We start from the raw sequence: 19,429 nt of genomic DNA, 5'->3' as shown, positions 1-19,429 counted from the left end.
CCCGCACCCGGGACGCCAGGGGCTCCTCCGCCCCCGGCATCCCCAAGGCTGACGCCTACTTACACGTGAAGGACCAGCGACACGTCCCCGACTGGCACTCGCGCCCGGAGCCGCACGCCGCCCCTCGGCCCTTCTTGTTCTGGCACTTGCCGGAGTTCAACCCCCAGCCACAGTACTGGCTCGAACCACAGTGCGAGTCGCTGTCACACAGGCAACTCCCCGTCGGATTCAGATAGCAGTCCGCGCTGCACCGGTCCGTCGTGCACTCGTTGTCCGACTTGCACGTCTGCCCGTACGCCTTCGACCTCGGCGTGAAGCACCACCCCACCGCGTCCGCGCACCCACCACACGACCCCGACTGGCACTGCCCATCCCGACTGCACGACGTCCAGTCCGTCTTCTTCGGCACGCAGTCGTTGTCCGCCGGATTCCCCGGCGTGTCCTTCTGGCAGTACCCCACCCCGCCGCAATCCTCGTCCCCGTTGCACACGCACCGGCCATCGAACGTGCTGCACAACACCGACGTGCACTGCTCGCTCAAGCACTCGTCGTCGAACCGGCACTCCTGGTTCATCTCCTTGCTGTCCGGCGAATAGGCCTTCCCACACACCGTCGGGTACGCCGCCTCCCGGTCCTCCGGCTTCACCCACGCCGCCACACCCGTCGTGTCGATATCCAGCGCCGCGTCCGCCATCCCCGTGCGCGTCACCGCCGTGCGCTCCCACATCCGGATGAACGTCTCCGCCGAGCCCGTCAGCCCCGCCGTGTTCACCCCCAGGTTGCGCAAATCCTTCACCATGTCCGGCAACAGGCCCACGTGCGCCAGGCCCTGCTCGTCGAACGCCGTCCCCAACCGCCCCGGCCCCTGCAAGGTCTGTTGCCGCGCCTGCGCGTCCGCCTCCGCCTGGAACCCCGCCGAGCACGCCCCGTCATCTCCAAACCGCGGCCGCGTCTGCTGGATGAACCCGTTGAAGTCCGCGCCAAACGCCATCGGAACCTTGAGCCCCTGACGACCGAACTCGTACGCCTGCGCGAATGAACGCGTGGAGCCCTGGCAGTTGTTCGCCACGCCGGACTTCGTATACGTCCGCGTCTCGTCATGCGCCGTGCGCAGACCGAACATGCCGCCCGTGCGCCGCAACATCTGCACCACCCACGCCGGCGTCGTCTTCTCGTTCTCCGCCAGCTTCCCGTTCATCACCTCGCGGAAGTGCCCGTGGCTCACATAGAGCGGGTAGTACTTGTTGCGCTCCGCCACCGAGTACGCATCCCGCACGCTCTTCTCCGACAGGTGCGCCAGGTCGATGAGCATCCCCTTGTCCATCATCGCCTGCATCAGCGACTGCCCCTCCGCCGTCAGGCCCTTCACGTTGCGGCAGCTGCCGTCCACGTCGAAGCCCAGCGTCATCCCGCCCACCGTCAGCCCGCAGTCCGTGTCGATGTGACAGTTCTCGAGGAACTGCGCCGCCTGGAAGATGGCGTTGTGCGGCGCCGCGCCACCAAACCGGTTGTCCAACTGGTGCACCGGCTGCAACGTGCGCACGCCCAGCCCGTGGAAGCGCTCCAGCTCCGCGCGCCAGTCCTTCGCGCCAAAGAGCTTGCTCGTCTCGATGGAGAGCACCATCGCCAGCTTCCCCTCGGAGATGATGCGCCGCGCGTCCGCCGGCGTCAGCGCCAGGTCCACCCAGTCGCGAGTCGCCGCGAACTCGCGCGCCTTCTGCAACTGCACCTCCACGTCCATCATCTCGTCACACGGTCGCGTGCGGTTCTGCGGCGGCAGCGCCTCACACAAGAAGCCGTTGCTCACCGCCGACACCACCACCAGCGACATGCCACCCTGGTGCGCCTGCCGCAGCCACCCCTCCCACGACTGCTGGTGCGCAATCGTGTCCCAGCGCGGCCACTCCGTGTTCGGGTTGCGCCGCCCGTCATGCAGGCCCGTGTCGCCCTGCGTGCCTTCAATCTTCCCCAGGAACTCCGAACCCACCGCGCCCGCGACGCCGAACAACTGCGACAGCACCGGCACCCCGCGCAGGTCGATGTTGCTCGAATTCGGACACAGGTTGAGCAGATGGCTCAGGTCCATCCGCACCCGAGCGTGGTCGCTCTCCGGCCACCCGCCGTCACACCGCGTGAGCGCGTCCGTGACGGTGCCGTGGAACCAGCCCCCGCCAAACGCCTCCTCCGCGAACATGTGGTGATGCAGCTCCGCGAAGCCCGGCACGCCCAGCTCCTGCTGCTGGGTGCCCACGGGCTCGGCGGGCGCTTGCCCCTCCTCCTCCACCGGCACGCACGACAACGCCATGGCCAGTACCCAGGTGGAACACCATCGAAGACGACGCGAAAGGGACATGGGGGACTCCCTGCAAGTGGAAACCCCCACTTAGCGCCAGCCCACACCCCAAGTTCAAGCCGGACGTCGCCATGCCGTGACTGACGCAACGGTGCTGCACCGCGTCGCGAAGTCTGGCGGCTACGGCGGCGTCTGCGTCGCCAGGCTCCGAGTCCCAGGAGCGGGCGGTACGAAGGCCGTGCGCTGGCGCAGCTCGGAGGAGGCCACGGCGAAGCCCTCGGGCAGCATGCGGAGGATTCGCTCCCGCCGGTGCTGGGAGCCGACGAGACGCTTCTCCAGAAGTGCCTTCTCCGCGAGCGTCGCCTTGTCCAGCGGCGCGGGCCGGGCCGCCAGCGCCGCGAGTCGCTCCCTCACCGCCTCCAGCTCCCGGTCGATGAGCACCGGCTGGATGTTTCGTCGCTCCCGGGCCTTGCGCCCCACCGCGTTGTTCTCAATCCACACCGGCAGCACCGCCACGTCTCCCAGCACCACGGGCGCTCCGGGCGAGGAGCGCGCCAGTGAGACTCGCAGCAGCATGGAGTCCCGCTTGTCCCCCGCCTCGCCCTTCTTCCCCGGCGCGTGGCGGTAGAAGCGGTCCTGGTTCGCCACCAGGTTGCCCAGGGAGAAGGCGATGAGCCCTCGCCGCCCGTCCGCCGTCGTGTAGCCCTCCAGCGGCTGGAGCACGTGCGGATGGTGACCGATGACGGCCAGCGCCCCGGCGTCCAGCAGCGCGCGACCCAGCTCGCGGTCCTGGGGGTTCGGGGTGTCGGCGTACTCGGTTCCCCAGTGCACCAGGACCACGAGCGCGTCACAGCGCGCGGCCACGGCTCGGACCTGCTCCACCGCTTCGTCGGTGGTGAGCCCCCGGTGCAGGCGGTGAATGGGATACGGCACGAAGGCCACGTGCGGAGCCTGCGCGTCCTTGGGATTGCTGAAGCCATTGAGCAGGCGCGTGAAGGACAGGAAGCCCACCTTCATCCCGCGCACGTCCATGAAGACAGGCTCCCAGGCCGCGGCCTTCGTCGCGCCCGTGCCCGTGTGGCGCAGCCCTGTCGCATCCAGGTGCCGCAGCGTCTCCACCAGCCCCGTGGGGAGCTGGTCCCTCGCGTGGTTGTTGCCAGTGGAGACGAGCTTCACGCCCGAGGCGGCGAGTGCTCGAGCCATGGCCGACGGCGCGTTGAAGAGCAGCTCCCGCGTCACCGCCTTCTTGTTGTCCGTGACGGGCGTCTCCAGATTGATGACGCCCACGTCCGCGGTGCGCAGCACGTCCGCGATGGGACCGAAGACATGGTCCCAGCCTTCGTTGTTGAGCGACGGCGCCACGCCGCCCGTCGGTGGCACCGACCCGGTGCGCGCGTGCAGCTTCGCCACCGTCTTCACTTCGCCGTGCGGAATCACATCCCCGCCGAACACGAGCTCGACATGGGTGGCGGGCGCGGCGGCGAACAACAGCGGGATGAGCAACAGCGCGGGCGAAGGCACGCCCGCCACCTTAGTCCACCCTCTCCACGGACGCGGAATCCCTGGCCGTTGACCCGGGTGCTACAGGCCCCGCCCCGTGGACTCCGGCACGGTGACGTCTCGACACCGCCACGCACCGCGTCTCGCGCTCGTCGCATGCAGCGCGCCCCATCCAGGGGAAGCGCCGTGCCTTCGCGCACGGCGCCATCCTCCGGTCAGCGTGCTCGTGGGCTGGCGTTCACCTCGACGAGCAGCTCACCGGGCGCCTTGCAGTAGACCATCGTGCCCCGGTTGTTGCGGATGACGTCACTGACCTCGAGCCCCTCGGCGCGAGCCCGCTCCTGGAACCCGAGCACGGTGGACTCGTCGACGACGAGGAAGCCGATGTGGAAGCCCTCCGGGTACTTCTCCGTGGGCGACTTGAGGCGCTGGAGCACGAGCACCAGGCCCTCGCGGTCCGTGAGGATGGCGATGGCCGGGGAGGCGCGGTTGCTGGTGTGCTCGAAGTCGAAGAAGTGCTCGAAGAACGTCGCGGTGCACTGGACGTCGGGGACCTGCAGGTCGATGTGGTTCAGCTTCATGGTGAGACCCTCGGGGCATGGCGATGCCCACAAGGCCGGGGGTTCTCATCCGTGAAGGAGGAACAAGCGCTCCCACCATGGGAGTGACCGGGGCTCACCGAACCGGTCCGCCGTTTTTCGACCGGGCGCGAGTATAGGACAGGACCGCGCACCAAGGCGAGGCAAGCCTCACCACCCGCCCCGGCACGCACCCCGTCGGTCAGAGCACCAGCGAGACGACGCCCGCGACGTCCGTGACGCCCTCCGCCGTGAAACACCCCAACACGTCCGTGTTGAGCAGCGTCAGCGTGCGCACCACCGTCGCGCCACGAACCGACCGCTCACCACCGTCCCGGTGAGGACGACAACGACCTCACCCGCCGGCTTCACGTTCATCGCGGTGGTGCCCGACGCGACGCTCACGGTGTCATCACTCCACTGGGTGTGAATCGTGGAAGTTCCCTGGCCGAACCCACAGCCGAGGATGCCATCCCCCTCCGTGGTGACGATGGCGGAGGGCAGACTCAGCGGCAACCCCGCGCACCCGTCGGTGCCGAGGGCGGAGACATGGGTCTGCCTGGCATCGTTGGTCAGACCCGGCTCGAATTCGGTGACTTCCGAACCCAGACACGCGAGGAGGACGGTCTGCGCTTGCGCCTCCATCGTGGCGAACAGGGACAACACCACGAACAACCCAGACACGGACTTGAAGAGGATGGTGGACTTCATGACGACTGCTCCTGCTCGAGGTGACGAACCCCCACGGACGTGAGGATGGCGCCAGTCATCACGGAGTCCGTTGCCGAGCCCACCTGCCGACAAGCGTGTTTGCCTTCACAGCCCCGAGGGAAAATTGGACTTGGAGCGTTCCCGGAAATGTCAGACCGACCCGGTATGAATCTCCCCGCGCGGCGCCATTCAGGGCGTCGCCAGAAGGATTGCCTTCACAATGAATATGTCATTGATTTCCCTCGGGCTTCTGGTCGGAATGACAGGGGTCGGCTGCGCGGGTCTCGACGATGCCGAGGCGGTGGACTCCTCCGTGTCGACGGACGAGACCTCCCAGGTCACCCATGCCCTGGTCACCCATGTCACCGGCACCAGCCCGGTCACCTTCGTCACCATGTCGGGCAACGAGACGAAGCCATACAACCAGTCCGCCACGTCGGTGGTGGCATACATGCGGGACTCGACGACCGGGGCGTTCACGGCCTATCCGGGCACGGGCTCCGCGGACGGCACCATCTCCGTGCCGAACGTCCCTTCCGGCCGCATCTACCTGAAGCTGGGCTCGCGCTACCTGGTGAGCACCGGCCGCGCGTTCGACCTGGGCTCCACGGAGTGGGGCCGCGATGGCACCTTCGTCTCGCTGCCCACTCCCGTGATGGTGTCCGCCACCGGCCTGTCTCCCTGGCAGCCAGCGGACTTCCTGGACATGTATTCGTTGAACCCGGGGGCGTTCGGCCACATCAACGGCAACGCCACGGGGTTCCCCCTGTCGGGCGCCACGTCGCTCTCCGGGCTGAGCTTCGATTACGCCAACATGATCAACCCGGTGCTGCTCGACAGCGGCCAGGGGGATGTGTTCTCGCTGGCGCAGATGCGGTTGCAGTCGAGCGCGAATGGAGTGCCCTACCGCGCGATGCACAAGGTGCTCGACGCGAGCGTGACGCAGGTGGAGGGCCAGCCCGTCACCGTCAGCGGAACCTTCACCCAGCCCGTCGCGACAGGCACCTTCGCGGTGGACTGGAGACGCTCGGCCTTCGAAGCCATGCGCACCCAGGTGAACCCGGGCGCGGTCAGCACGTACAGCGAGATCTGGATGTCCGCCCGGCCGGCCGCGCTGAGCTCGGCGCTCGGGTCCATCAGCGGGTCGCCCGTGCTCGTGAAGCTCAATCCTGACTCGCAGCGGACCGACATCGTCACGGGGAGCATGACCTACAACAACCCGCTCCCGGCGACGTGGCAGAAGGTGGCGCTCGCCGCCGCGGGCTTCACGAAGAGCTACGCGCTGGGGACCGCGACGCCCTACACCATGAGCGTGGACATCCGCATGGACCAGGAGGCGAGCGCGTTCACCGCCGCGCCCGTGCAGCCCCTTGTCGGGCCGGTGCAGGCACCCCTGGTGAACACGCGCGGCGCGTTCCAGAACCTCACGGGCGTGGGGACTGACGCCTCGCTGCGCTGGTCGAAGCCGCTGGTCGGCACGGCCACGAACTACGTGGTGAACATCTACCGGCTGGGCACGAGCAACGGCTCCACCACCGCGACGCGCGTGGCGGTGCTGCACACGGATCTCCAGAGCGTGTACCTGCCCCCGGACGTGCTGCAGGCAGGCCAGACGTACTTCGCGGAGATCCAGAGCTGGCACCAGCCCGGCTCGGACCTCGCGACGAGCCCGTACAAGCGCTCGCTGCCTCGAGGCCGCGCCAGCGTGCTCACCGGCATGTTCAGCCCGTAGACGCTGAAGTTCTGGGGAGAAAGGGAGCCCGCTCAAATCCATCGAGCGAGCGTTCGACTCCGCGGGTTTCGAGTACGACTGACCACGGTGGGCGCGAAGCACTGCCCTTCGCGCCCACCGTGAAACCACCGTCAGCTCACAGCGGGCAGTTCGGCTCGCCGCCGCCGCTGACACCGGACGGGTACGTGATGGACCCGACGTACGACGGGTGGCACGGGTAGCACGCGGACCCCACGTCGGCGCTGGTGGCAGCGCCCGTGAAGACCTGGTCCGACTGCCCCGCGCGCTTCACCGTCACCGAGTAGGGCACGGGGTTCTCCGACGACGCGGTCGGCGCGAAGCCCGCCGCCTTGAGGCAGATGTCATACGTGCCGTTCGGCGGCGTGAAGCCCGGGTTCCAGACGACGTTCTCCGGCCCCCGCCCACTCGACGCGTCCTGGTCCAGCTCGCCCCCATCCGTGCTCGGCCCAGGCCCGCGGTTGTCGTAGAAGATGATCTTCCCCGTCGGCGTCCGGACCACCAGGTCCGCATCCCCGTCACGGCCCCACATCGCGGTGACCTGCAGCGCGATGCCCCCACCACCGCCCGTGCACACCCCCGCGTTGCAGGTCTTCCCCGCCGCGCAGACGTTGCCGCAAGAGCCGCAGTTTTGCTCGTCCGACCACACGTCCACGCACTGCGAGCCACACTGGACCCGAGGCGGCGCGCAGGTCGCCGGCTGGCAGTAGTAGCTCCCCGGCGTGTTCACGCACTGCTGGCCCGGCGGGCAGTGGGCCGTCCCGTTGGTGCACTCATTGATGTCATTGCACGTCCAGCCATCCCCCGAGTAGCCCGGCTTGCACGTGCAGGTGTAGCTGCCCGGCGTGTTCGTGCAGTAGGCATTCGGCGAGCACTGCGCCGTGCCGTTGGTGCACTCGTTCACGTCGTGGCAGACGCTGGGCTGGCCCTGACAGGTGTACCCCGGCTCCACCGCGCAGTTGGCGCTACAGCCGTCCCCTGCCCCGCGGTTGCCGTCGTCACATCCCTCGCCCGTGCCCACCATGCCGTCGCCACAGACGACCGTGTTCACGATGCTCGTCGCCTCCACCGCGTCCACCTGGAAGATCGCCAGCAACCCGGCGCGCAGCCTCACATAGCGGTAGGGCGTGGGGTTGTTGAAGGACACAACCGTCGAGTGCGTCCCCAGCCCCAGGTCCAGCAACTGCGCCTGTCCCGTGGAGATGACCTGCATGTTCGTCCCCAGGAACTCCACCTGCGCGATGACCGCCAGATTCAGCCCCCGGTAATAGATGCGCAGCGGCCCGGTCCCCTCTTCGCCCGCGCCCATGTCCAGCGTGAGCGAGGCCCCCAGCAGCCCCAGGAAGCTGGCCGTGGTCCCATTCGGCGCGCCCACCGCGTTCTGGGGGTTGTTCACACCGAGCAGGCCGTCCTGCACCACCGCATCGGCATACGGGTCGCCCGCGAACGCGGACACCTCGCTCGAAGTCTCAGCATCGAAGAGCACTTCTTCATCGGAGCTGGCGCCACACGCACCGAACGCACCGACAACGACGAACGCCAGGGCCGCGCTCAACCAGCGCGTCATAGACATACCGCGACTGACTTTCATGTTCTGCTCCATTCCATCCGGCTGAAGGGACGAAGCGCTCCGGTGAAGCCTTTCACCTCGAGCACCCGCCTTGCGTATGGAACGCATGAAAGTTTTTTCCGTGAGTTCCGCCCCTAATTTACCTGCTTTACCCGTGTTCCACCCGACAAGCCAGACGGAGAATGGCCGCGTGGAGCAAGCCAGGCGACACCCTTCCCGCCCAAAGCATGACACGAAGTACGTGGGTGTCCTTAGCGCCCCGGGGCTTGGACAAGCCATGCGTCGGCCTCCACCCAGCACTCCGAGACAGGGTTCCCGTTGGACTCTCCACCGGCCCGCGCGGGGCGACACTCCCTCGCGGACCGGTGTCTGTCATTTCTCGTGTCTCAAGGATAGGTAATGGAGCCGACGTAATTGTCGAGGCCAGGCGCGCAATTCTCCTGCGATGAGGGCACCGTGAGCGTGCCAGTGAAGTCGACATCCGGCTGGCCCGGGCGCCGCACCTTGATGGCGTAGCCCAGGGGGGCTGCGGGCGAGGGTCGGGGGGCGAGGAACTCAGTCAGAAGGCAGACGTCGTAGGTGCCGCTCGGCGGCGTCCGGTCCGGGGCCCAGAAGATGTTCTCGGGTCCCCTCAAGCCCGAATCCACGTCCAGTTGGCCAAAGTCCGTCCCCGCGTTGGGGCCCCTGTTGAGATAGTAGATGACCTTGCCCGTGGGCGTCCTCACGGCGATGTCCGCGTCTCCGTTCCGGCTCCAGGTCGCGATGAACTGGAGATTGCCTGTGCCCACGCACACGCCAGAGGCACAGGCATTCCCCTCACCGCAGACGTTGCCGCAGGTGCCACAGTTGTTGTCGTCGGTGTTCGGGTCCACACAGACCTCGTCACAGACAATTCGGGGAGGATTGCAGGCGGGCTCCTCGCACTCGAAGCCTCCGGGTGTGTTGACGCACTCCTCCCACGGCGAGCACGTGTCCGTCCCCAGCGCGCACTCGTCGATGTCCGTGCACACGCTCGGCTGCCCCGCGCAGGTGTAGCCCGGCTCCACCTGACAGACGCTGCTACAGCCGTCTCCAGCGAGTTGGTTGCCGTCGTCGCAGACCTCCACGCCGCCCAGTACTCCGTCTCCGCAGAAGGGCCGGATGGATGTCTCCACCGCGTCCACCAGGTAGAGCGCGAGCAGCGCGCCTCTCAGGCGCACGTAGCGGTAGGGCTCGTTCCCCGGGTACGTCGCCACCGCCAAATGCGTCCCCACGCCCAGCTCCACCAGGTGCACCGGGCTGGAGCCGATGAGCGTCCCATTCGCCCTCAGGAAGTCCATCTGCGCCACCAGCGCCAGTGACAGGCCCTGGTAATAGACACGCAGGTCTCCGGTACCTTCCTCACCCGCCCCCAAATCCAGCACCAGCGCCGTGTTCAGCAGGCTCAGCAGCGTCGCCGCTTGCCCGTCCGGCGCTCCCAGCGCCGCGCTCGCGTTGAGCACCGTCCCCGTGGTGCCCGGCGCCACCGCGTCCGCATACGGGTCCCACGCCAACTCCTGGCTCGTTTGCGTCAGCTCCCCATCACCTCCGGGACGCTCCGTTTCCTCAAGAGATTCCACTCCGCAAGAACCCAGCAACAACGCCAACGTCGCGCTCAGCCCCCACGACAACAGCGCACCTGTACGGATACTCATGGGATGACTCCCCGAGGAACTGAATGAGACCCGGAATGGGCCACTCTTCCTCGCGAAATGAATCTCATGACCGCTCGCGCCCCACAGCTCACACACATGACACGCGGGCTGGCAACGTCCTCCGGCCAGCAGCCGACATGTGCGAAGGGACAATGGACGGGAACCCAACCCCGTGTGTTTCATGATTCATGCATCAGCGGTGCGGGGCACGGCGCCAGCCTCCGAGCAGCGCCAGCGAGCCCGCAGGCGCGACTTCTCGCCAGCGCCTGCCTCCAGCAGCTCAATGGCTCCGCGAGACGAGCGATGCTCCGTCCATCCACCACCGGCCCGCGCGGGACACCATTCCCTCGCGGACCGGCGTCTGTCATTTCTCGGGTCTCATGGATAGGCAACCGAGCCGACGTAGGTGGGGTCTCCTGGGATGCACTCCTCGATGAACACCGCTTGGGTGATTGAGCCGGAGAAGTCGACGTCCGGCTGACCGGGGCGCCGCACCCGGACATTGTAGTGCACGGGAGCCTCTGGAGTGGGCTCCGGGCTGAAGAGGAACGCCATCAGGCAGACATGGTAGGTGCCGCTCGGCGGCGTCCGGTTCGGAGCCCAGAAGACGTTCTCGGGCCCATCCCCACCTGTGTCATCCACGTCCAGCGCGCCGAAGTCTGTCCCTACGTTGGGACCTCGGTTTTCGACGTAGATCATCCGCCCGGTGGGCGTCTTCACATAGATGTCCGCATCCCCATCCCGGCTCCAGGTCGCGGTGAACTGGAGGTTGCCCGTTCCCACGCACACGCCCGCGGCGCATGCCTTCTCCTCGCCGCAGACGTTGCCGCAGCCGCCACAGTGGTTGTTGTCGGTGTTCGGGTCCACGCAGGCCTCGCCACAGACGAGGCGCGGCGGATTGCACGAGGGCTCCTCGCACTCGAAGCCTCCGGGCGTGTTGACGCACACCTCCTCCGGCGCGCACGTGTCCGTCCCCAGGGCGCACTCGTCAATGTCCGTGCAGACGCTCGGCGCTCCCGCGCAGGTGTAGCCCGTCTCCACCTGACAGACGCTGTTGCAGCCGTCCCCGGAGAGCGGATTGCCGTCGTCACAGACCTCCACGCCACCCGGCACGCCGTCACCACAGATGGGCCGCAGCGACGTCTCCACCGCGTCCACCAGGTAGAGCGCGAGCACCGCGCCCCGCAGGCGCACGTAGCGGTAGGGCACGCTCCCCGGGTACGTCGCCACCGCCACATGCGTCCCCAGGCCCAGCTCCACCAGGTGCAGTGAACTGGAGCCGATGAACGTCCCATCCGCCTTCAGGAAGTCCACCTGCGCCACCAGCGCCAGCGACAGGCCCTGGTAGTAGACGCGCAGGTCGCCGGTGCCTTCCTCACCCTGACCCAAGTCCAGCACCAGCGCCGTGTTCAGCAGGCTCAGCAGCGTCGCCGCCTGCCCGTCCGGCGCACCCACCGCCGCCTGCGCGTTGAGCACCGTCCCCGTGGTGCCCGATGCCACCGCGTCCGCGTACGGGTCCCACGTCAGCGAGGACTCCTCGCTCGTGTACGTCAACGCACCGTCACTTCCCCCGGCATCGAGGGACTCCACACCGCAAGAGCCCAGCAACAACGCCAACGTCGCACCCAAGCCCCACGACAACAGCGCACCTGTACGGCTTCTCATTAAATGTCTCCCCAGAGGGATGGGATGAAACCCGGAATGGGCCATCCCCCTCATGGAATGAATCGCACCACTGCTGACGACTTGCTGCTGCTCACGACGCGGGGCCTTCAATCCGGCCCCGCGCCAGTCCTGGGCCTATTGGCAGACGTAGCTGCCCGGCGTATTCACACACACAGTGTTCGCGGGGCACGCGTGAGTCCCCAGCGCGCACTCGTCGCGGTCCACACAGACACTCGGTTCTCCCGAGCAGGTGTAGCCCGTCTCCACCCGGCAGATGCTGTTGCAGCCATCCCCGGAGAGCTGGTTGCCGTCGTCACACAGCTCCCCGGTGCCGTAAATCACGCCGTCACCGCAGATGGCCCGGCGGCGTGCCACCACGGCGTCCACGTTGAAGGGCTTTCCGGCCACGCTCCGGATGACGACGTAGCGATAGGGAATGGTCTGCGAATACCAGACATACTGCATGTCCACCCCCTCCCACCGGCTCCGCAGGTACAGCACGCCGCTCGAGAAGTAGCCCCCGTCCGCCGTCAGGAATTGCACCGTCGCCTGGGCGGACGAGCCCACGGGGCCCTGGGTGTAGACTTCCAGGATGCCGCTGGACTCCTGCCCTTCACCCAGGTCCAGCATCAACCCTTCGCCGGCCTCGCTCGGGAGCGTCGCGAAGACGCCGTCCGGCGCGCCCACCGCCGCCTGCGGATTGAGCACCAGCGCCGTCGTGCCCTCACCCACCGCGTTCGCGTAGTTCGGGTCCTCCAACGAAGACGTCACCGTGCCCGTGACGTCTTCCTCCGCGACCTGCTCGACGCCACACGCGCCCAACAGCAGACACGAAAGCACCACCCACGCAGAGCCACTTCCCATGCGCATCATTGAAGCCCCCCATCCCCGAGGCGGGAGAGAGCTCGGCATGAGCCCTCACTCCCCCGGCGAAGTGGGGCGGCAGACTATTCCTGGATTTCCTACTCTCGTCTGTTCAAGCCCGCATGTCCAAGCCAGTGTTGGCCCGCCAACAGTCAGCGGTGTCTGGAGCGGCGCCAGCCTCCCAGGAGCGCCAGCACGCCCGCGAGCGCAATCCCTCCCGGAGACGAGGAACAGCCCTTCGCGGAGGCGTCCTTCGTCACACACGACACGGTGGCGGAGAGGACCAGGTCGCGCTCCTCTCCATCGACGGAGACGATGAAGGTCTCCTCCTCGAAGCGCTCCTCCGGCTGCACCTTCATGGGCAGGGACAACCCGCGCCCGTCGGAGAAGTAGAAGGAGGCCTCCTCCTCCGGCAGCAGCTCCTCGTCACACCGCCCGCCTTCGCACTGGACGAGCGGCCAGCCCTTCAGCGTCACGGGCTCGTCACAGGCATTGCGGACGGTGCTCGCGCCACAGGTCGCACGCGAGGAGATGACGAGGCACGGCATCTCCGACACCACGCTCTGGCGCTCGGTGATGCACTCACACTGCTCGCTCCTGGCGTGGGCCACCAGCGAGCCACCCACTCCCGCCAGCAGCATCCATCCGAACCACGCGGCCCCAACGCGGGGCCTGAAAGTCCTCGCTCGCATCCTGTCTACCTCCGTCTCGAAGTCCTGGCCCCCCCTGAGGCGCGCATCCTGCCGCTCGACGGGAATCAACGCCAAGTCATCGTTGCCGGAGGCAACTACCCGGGGCGGCTACTTGGTGCCGAAGAGGCGGTCCCCCGCGTCACCCAGTCCAGGCAGGATGTAGCCGTGCTCGTTGAGGCGCTCGTCCACCGCGCCGGTATAGACATGCACGTCCGGGTGGTGCTCCCTCAGGTTGGCCAGACCCTCCGGACACGCCAATAGACAGACGAAGCGCAGCGAGCCGGGCTTGCTCTTCTTCACCCGCTGGAGCGCCGCCACCGCGGAGTTGCCCGTGGCGAGCATCGGGTCACACACCACCACGTCGCGGTCCGCGAGCTGCCCCGGCACCCGGTAGTAGTACTCCACGGGCGTCAGCGTCTCCGGGTCCCGATACAGGCCGATGTGGCCCACGCGCGCGGAGGGCACCAGCTGGAGCATCCCGTCCAGGATGCCCTGGCCCGCGCGCATGATGGCCACCAGCACCAGCTTCTTGCCCTCCAGCACCGGCGCCGTCATGGGCGCCATGGGCGTCTGGATTTCCTCGTCACGGACCTTCAAGTCCCGCAGCGCCTCGTAGGCCAGCAGCAGGGAGATTTCCTGGAGCAGGGCCCGGAAGGAGGCGGTGCTCGTCTCCGCGCGGCGCATCAACGTCAGCTTGTGCTTCACCAGCGGATGGTCCACCACGGTGCAGTTGGGGAACTCCATTGCGTCCTCCCTCTTGGTCAGCGGTTGTCAGAACACCGTTCCGTCGCTCTCCACGCGAATCGGCGGCACGCCTCCGGGGCGTCGCTCGGCGGCGACCTTGCGCCCCGCCGTCCACGTCCCGCCTTGCAGCACCTTCGCCAGCGGCAGCTCCTCCGCGCTCATCCCCAGCCGGCCACGCACCAGCGCCGCCACGCGGTCCAGCAGCGCCACCGTCAGCGCGCGCCACTCGACGATGGGCTCCTCGCTCGGGTGCAGCGCCTCCTGGGTGAGCCGCGCGTCCCTGGGCACCAGCACGCCCAGGTCCACGAAGAGGCCGCCATTGCGGTACTCGGGCAGGCCGGTGAGGCCGTCCAGCTCCACCACCCGGAGTCCCGCCTCCGCCAGCGGCTCCACCAGCGAGTACGTCAGCCACTGCGACAGCTTGTGGAAGGGCACCAGCGCGTCCACGCTCTCCACCGGGCCCAGCGCCGAGTGCGGCCACACGTCGCCCAGGTTCACCGCGTCCACCATGACGCGGCCCGGCCAGATGGGGCCCAGCGACTCCAGCACCACGCCCAACAGCTCCGAGCCGCGCACGCTCCTGCCCTGCGCGGCGACGATGTCGTGTATCGCGCCGGGTCGGGGCAGCACGCGCGACAGGCCGTGCATCAGGTGCAGCCGTCCCTCCAGCCCGTCCAGGGGATTCGTGTCGGAGACCTGGAGCCCGCGCGCCAGCGACTCGCGCGACAGCCGGCCCAGCGCCTCCGCGTCCGCGCGCAGCGGCCGGTCCGGGTCCGAGGAGAACACGCCGTCCATGAACATGCGGAAGCTGGCCACGGCCAGCCCCTCCGAGCGCGCCCACGTCGTGCCGCCCTGCTCGCGGTAGCTCCACTTGGGGCCGCTGCCCGCGTCCAGCAGCACGCTCACCACGGCGAGGTCCAGCTTCGCCCGCGCGCGCTCCTGGGGCGTGACGTCCTTCAGCCGCGCCTCCAGCTCCGCCACGCGCTGGACGCCGCCCGCGTCGAAGTGGCGCCAGCGGCTGTGCAGCGGGATGTCCAGCGTGGGGTACGCCTCGCGCGTCACCTCCAGCACCGTGTCCACCACCGTCGGCAGCCGCGAGGGCTCCACCCGGAAGTGGGACAGCTTGCCGGCCAGTCCCAGGTCCAGCAGTTGATGGCAGCGCTCGCGGATGGCGGCCGGCGTGCGCAACCACGCCACCGCCGGGGACACGTCCGCCCTCGCCAACGGCCGCTCAGACATCGAGGCCCCGTCCCTTCACCTGGGTCAGCGCCGCGGCGTCCGCCACGGGCCCCTTCGTGAAGTAGCCCGCCGCCTTCTTCGCCTCCATCTCCACCTTCGCGTCGGCGGGGACCAGCTCCTCGGGGATGGGCACGCGCTCCAGGATTTCAATGCCCGAGCGGACAATCGCGTCGTGCTTCATGTCGCTCATCGACACGAAGCGGTGGATGCGGGTGATGCCCAGCCAGTGCAGCACGTCCGGCATCAGCTCCTGGAAGCGCATGTCCTGCACGCCCGCCACGCACTCGGTGCGCTGGAAGTAGGTGGCCGCGGAGTCGCCGCCCTCCTGCCGCTTGCGCGCGTTGTAGACGAGGAACTTCGTCACCTCGCCCAGCGCGCGGCCCTCCTTGCGCAGGTAGACGATGACGCCCGCGCCGCCCGCCTGCGCCGTGCGCACGCACTCCTCGATGCCGTGGGCCAGGTACGGACGACAGGTGCAGATGTCGCTGCCGAACACGTCGGAGCCGTTGCACTCGTCGTGCACGCGCACGGCCAGGGGGATGTCCTTGTTGGACACCGAGTTGATGTCCCCGAAGGCGTACAGCGTGAGCCCGCCGATGGGCGGCAGGAAGACGTGCAGGTCCGGGCGCGTAATCAGCTCCGGGAACATGCCACCGGTCTGCTCGAAGAGGCCCCGGCGCAGCGCGTTCTCCGTCATGCCGAAGCGCTTGGCGATGCCCGGCAGGTGCCACACCGGGTCCACCGCGGCCTTCACCACCTTGATGTCGCCGTTGGCGGTGAGCAGGTCCCCGTCCGGCTTGAGGCGGCCAGCCACCACCGCGTCGCGCAGCTCCGGCAGGTTGATGTGCGCGCGCGTGACGGCGATGGTGGGACGGAAGTCGATGCCCTGCTCGGACTGCGCGCTGAACGCCTGCGGCGCGACGGCGCCCCACGGGTCCAACGACACAATCCGGTCCGGGTTGCTCCAGGACGGGTGCGGGCCAATCCGCGCGGCCGGCGAGGTGTCCTTCAGGTCCGCGCGGTGGTCTTGCGGCAACATGCCGGCGGCCACGGCGAGCGCGCGATAGACGGCGTAGGAGCCGGCGTGCGTGCCGATGACGTTGCGATGCGCGGGCTCGGTGAGCGTGGCCACCACGGGGCCGCGGCGCGTCGGGTCCGGGTCACCCCAACGGATGGAGACGGCGTCCCCATCTGGATGCGAGGTGAGGCGGATGTGATTGACGGGCTTCTTGTCTGCCATGGGAGCGCCCTCCTTGCGGGCGCGTTTTGGAGCTCGAGCGAAGCGGACGAGAGGGGCGCGCGGGCTCAGCTCATCCAGGAGCCGTCGGTGCGCGCCGACCACTTGCGGGTGACCTTCTTGAGCTGCGTCCAGAAGTCGAGGCCGGACGGCCCGGTGATATCCCCGTGGCCGAAGCGCGACTCGCCGGTGCCGCCGAAGGAGAACGGCTCACGCGGGACGGGGACGCCCACGTTGACGCCCACCATGCCCGCGCGCACGCCCTCCACCACCGTCTGCGCCACCACGCCGCTGGTGGTGAAGATGGACGCCGCGTTGCCGTAGGACGACGCGTTCTCCACCGCGAGCGCCGCGGACAGCGTGGGCACGCGGATGATGGACAGCACGGGGCCGAACAGCTCGCGCCGCGCGGCCTCCATCTCCGGCCCCACGTGGTCCAGGATGGACGGCCCCAGCCAGTTGCCCTGGGCCCACGCGTCGCCCTTGGGACGACGACCGCGCCCGTCGAGCACCAGCTTCGCGCCCTCCGACGAGGCCTGGTCGATGGCCGTCTCCAGCCGCTCCACCGCGCCCTTGTCGATGATGGCGCCCATGCCCGGGCCCATCTCGATGCTGCCCGCGCGGCGGACGATATCCGCCAGCAGCGACTCCACGTTGCCCACCGCGAGCACCACGCTGCCGGCCATGCAGCGCTGCCCCGCGCAGCCGGTGAACGAGTCCACCACGGCCTGCGCGGTGAGCTCCGGGTCCGCGTCCGGCGCGACGATGAGGTGGTTCTTCGCGCCACCCAGCGCGAGCACGCGCTTGCCGCGCTTGCTGCCCTCCGCATAGAGGTGCCGCGCCACCGCGGACGAGCCGACGAAGGCCAGCGCCTTCACGTCCGGGTGCGCCACCAGCGCGTCCACCGCCTCCTTGCCACCGTGCACGATGGAGAAGACACCGGCGGGATAACCCGCCTCGCGCATCAATTCGCCGAGCGCGCACGCGGTGAGGGGGACCTTCTCCGACGGCTTGTGGATGAAGACGTTGCCCAGCGTCACCGCGATGGGGAACATCCACATGGGCACCATCGCCGGGAAGTTGAAGGGCGTGATTCCCGCGACGACGCCCAACGGCTCGCGGCGCAGCTCACACGTGACGCCCCGGCTGACCTCCATGTGCGCGCCGCTGTCCAGGTTCTGCAGCGACAGCGCGAACTCGCACACCTCGATGCCCTTGAGCAGCCCGGCGCGCGCCTCCGCCACCGTCTTGCCCGCCTCGCTCGCGGCCAGGTTCGCCAGCCGCGCGAGGTTCTGTTCCAGCAGGTGCCGGAAGCGGAAGAGCAGTTGGGTGCGCTCGCGCAGCGGCGTGGCGGCCCACGAATCGGCGGCGGACCGCGCGGCCTCCACCACCTGGGATACACCCGCGGCGGAGGTGAGTGGAACTCGGCCAATGACGGTGCCGGTGTACGGACTGCGTACGTCCAGCAGCGGCGAGCCTTGAGGCAGCTGCCACTCGCCTCCCACCAGGTTTCGACACGGAACGACGCTCTCGGGAAGCTCTACGAACGACAAGCGCACCCCCAAAAAATTCAGGTGAGGACGTGCACCTCATCGTATCCGGGAATGCAGACAGATCGGCAACCCACCCCCCAGAAAGCCTGTCAGCGCGGCGGCCGAGTGTCCGGCACCCCAGCACTTCTCCTGTCGGAAACAGGACCGCCTCTCGCGAGGCTTCACCGGACTTCAATGCATGGCGTCATGAAGGCCGCGACGCGTCATGAATTGAACAAGGGTGAGAGTGGACTCAGGTGGGAGGGCTGTCTTTCAAGCGCGAGCCGCGGGCCCGAGCCAGGCGCGCAACCGGGTGAGGACGGCGGTGTCGTCGTCATCGTGGGGACGTCCCAGGGCGCGTGATTCGGCATACAGCGCGAGCGCGTAATGGAAGCGCGCGGTCGCGGTCCGCGTGTCGCCCTGGTCCTGGTGCAGTTCGCCGTCCTCGGCCACGAGCCGGGCCAGCACCTTCACTCGCAAGGGGTCTCCGAGCATCCGCGAGGTGGAGGCGGCGTCCACCATCAGCAGCGCGTCGTACTCCATGCCCAGCGTGTCGAGCGCGGTGGAGCGCATGAGTTGGGCCGCGTCCGCGAAACGCTTCTCCTGACGGGCCTTGAGGAGCCGGGCCAGGGCGGCGGCGAACTGCTCGACGAGGCGCTCAATGTAGTCCTTGCGGATGGACATGGGAGGTGAAGGCTGAGGCCTGGGTGGAGGCGACGCAAGCGGTACGGGCGCGCCCACTCGGTGGGGCCCGTCGCCGACGGGAGCGCCCCACCCGGGAGGTCGTGGCGAAGCCCACATGCCCCGAGGACCGATGCGGCACGGCCTCGTGACGCGGGCCCCATGACAGGGAAGCCCCGCAACCAGCCCCCGGGTCCGAAGACCTCGCATAAGCCCGTGCCCCGCCGGGCCTTCGCGAAGAACACCTGCCTCGCGCTAACGTGCGGCGCCTTACTCACGGATGGGGCGGTGCATGAGTCAGAGCGGAAGCAGTGCAGAGGGTGCGCGCGTGCGGTGGCTGGTGGCCGGGGCCTTCTCCTCCACGCCCTCGGGTCGTCGCTTCCACGTGACCTCGGACACCTTCGCCAGCGAGCTCGCCAAGGCCGCCAGCCACGTGCGCTTCATCGTCCCGGACCGGCTCGGCGCCGAGGACACCTGCGCCCTGGAGCTGTCGTTCGAACGGCTGCGCGACTTCGGCGTCGCCGACGTGCTCACCCGCATCCCCGCGCTTCGTGACCTGCACGCGCTGCGCGACAAGCTCACCCCCGCCCTGTCGCCCGAGGAGGCGGCGAAGCGCGTGGAGGCCATCACCGGCCCGGGCCGCCTGCCCGAAGCCGTCGCCGCGGCCCTGCGTGACGCCGCGCCTCCGCCCCCTCCCGCC

Annotated in this window: 16 protein-coding genes; 2 read left to right on the top strand and 14 right to left on the bottom strand. The window is 68.6% G+C overall.

Annotation, left to right across the window (positions count from 1 at the left end; translation table 11 throughout):
- Positions 1–55: 55 nt before the first annotated feature.
- The 4 genes from HR086_RS30220 to HR086_RS30205 form a co-directional block, all read right to left on the bottom strand.
- Entirely contained in the window at positions 56–2,353 is a 2,298-nt protein-coding gene (locus HR086_RS30220; protein WP_174467361.1) for a membrane dipeptidase, read from the bottom strand.
- A gap of 120 nt (positions 2,354–2,473) precedes the next feature.
- On the bottom strand, positions 2,474–3,814 hold the full coding sequence (locus tag HR086_RS30215) for a CapA family protein (protein WP_174460278.1): 1,341 nt from the start codon (positions 3,812–3,814) through the stop codon (positions 2,474–2,476).
- A 194-nt stretch (positions 3,815–4,008) separates the two neighbouring features.
- The gene (locus HR086_RS30210) at positions 4,009–4,374 is read right to left on the bottom strand and encodes a VOC family protein (protein ID WP_174467360.1); all 366 of its coding nucleotides are present in this window, start codon (positions 4,372–4,374) and stop codon (positions 4,009–4,011) included.
- Between the two features lie 282 nt (positions 4,375–4,656).
- Positions 4,657–5,082, bottom strand: a complete 426-nt coding sequence (locus HR086_RS30205; RefSeq protein WP_174467359.1) for a hypothetical protein — start codon at positions 5,080–5,082, stop codon at positions 4,657–4,659.
- Positions 5,083–5,302: 220 nt separating this feature from the next.
- Here HR086_RS30205 and HR086_RS30200 point away from each other — a divergent pair, with 220 nt between their 5' ends.
- On the top strand, positions 5,303–6,814 hold the full coding sequence (locus HR086_RS30200; RefSeq protein ID WP_174455998.1) for an ABC transporter substrate-binding protein: 1,512 nt from the start codon (positions 5,303–5,305) through the stop codon (positions 6,812–6,814).
- A gap of 136 nt (positions 6,815–6,950) precedes the next feature.
- Here HR086_RS30200 and HR086_RS30195 read toward each other — a convergent pair whose 3' ends face one another.
- The 10 genes from HR086_RS30195 to HR086_RS30150 form a co-directional block, all read right to left on the bottom strand.
- Complete coding sequence (locus HR086_RS30195) at positions 6,951–8,423, bottom strand: EGF domain-containing protein (protein WP_174467358.1); 1,473 nt, start codon at positions 8,421–8,423, stop codon at positions 6,951–6,953.
- Positions 8,424–8,788: 365 nt separating this feature from the next.
- On the bottom strand, positions 8,789–10,075 hold the full coding sequence (locus HR086_RS49815; RefSeq protein ID WP_174467357.1) for a DUF4215 domain-containing protein: 1,287 nt from the start codon (positions 10,073–10,075) through the stop codon (positions 8,789–8,791).
- A gap of 378 nt (positions 10,076–10,453) precedes the next feature.
- Complete coding sequence (locus HR086_RS49810) at positions 10,454–11,740, bottom strand: DUF4215 domain-containing protein (RefSeq protein ID WP_305794100.1); 1,287 nt, start codon at positions 11,738–11,740, stop codon at positions 10,454–10,456.
- A 135-nt stretch (positions 11,741–11,875) separates the two neighbouring features.
- The gene (locus tag HR086_RS30180; RefSeq protein ID WP_254613995.1) at positions 11,876–12,604 is read right to left on the bottom strand and encodes a DUF4215 domain-containing protein; all 729 of its coding nucleotides are present in this window, start codon (positions 12,602–12,604) and stop codon (positions 11,876–11,878) included.
- 152 nt (positions 12,605–12,756) lie between these two features.
- A complete protein-coding gene (locus tag HR086_RS30175; protein WP_174456002.1) occupies positions 12,757–13,296 on the bottom strand; it encodes an MXAN_0125 family MYXO-CTERM protein in 540 nt (179 codons plus the stop codon).
- A gap of 108 nt (positions 13,297–13,404) precedes the next feature.
- A complete protein-coding gene (gene upp, locus HR086_RS30170) occupies positions 13,405–14,040 on the bottom strand; it encodes a uracil phosphoribosyltransferase (RefSeq protein WP_141646699.1) in 636 nt (211 codons plus the stop codon).
- 27 nt (positions 14,041–14,067) lie between these two features.
- Positions 14,068–15,279 carry a URC4/urg3 family protein gene (locus HR086_RS30165; protein ID WP_141646700.1) on the bottom strand — a complete coding sequence of 404 codons (1,212 nt, stop codon included), beginning with the start codon at positions 15,277–15,279 and terminating at the stop codon, positions 14,068–14,070.
- On the bottom strand, positions 15,272–16,519 hold the full coding sequence (locus tag HR086_RS30160; protein ID WP_141646701.1) for a GTP cyclohydrolase II: 1,248 nt from the start codon (positions 16,517–16,519) through the stop codon (positions 15,272–15,274). The genes HR086_RS30165 and HR086_RS30160 overlap by 8 nt, the downstream gene beginning before the upstream one ends.
- A 65-nt stretch (positions 16,520–16,584) precedes the next feature.
- Complete coding sequence (locus HR086_RS30155; RefSeq protein WP_174467355.1) at positions 16,585–18,069, bottom strand: CoA-acylating methylmalonate-semialdehyde dehydrogenase; 1,485 nt, start codon at positions 18,067–18,069, stop codon at positions 16,585–16,587.
- Positions 18,070–18,321: 252 nt separating this feature from the next.
- Entirely contained in the window at positions 18,322–18,732 is a 411-nt protein-coding gene (locus tag HR086_RS30150; protein ID WP_174467354.1) for a hypothetical protein, read from the bottom strand.
- A gap of 289 nt (positions 18,733–19,021) precedes the next feature.
- Between HR086_RS30150 and HR086_RS30145 the strand changes: the two genes are divergently transcribed.
- The coding region (locus HR086_RS30145) for a type VI secretion system contractile sheath small subunit (RefSeq protein ID WP_174467353.1) at positions 19,022–19,429 on the top strand (408 nt) is incomplete at its 3' end.

The organism is Myxococcus sp. CA039A, assembly GCF_013336645.1.
Taxonomy (GTDB): domain Bacteria; phylum Myxococcota; class Myxococcia; order Myxococcales; family Myxococcaceae; genus Myxococcus; species Myxococcus llanfairpwllgwyngyllgogerychwyrndrobwllllantysiliogogogochensis.
This window is presented reverse-complemented; position numbering and strand designations above follow the sequence as displayed.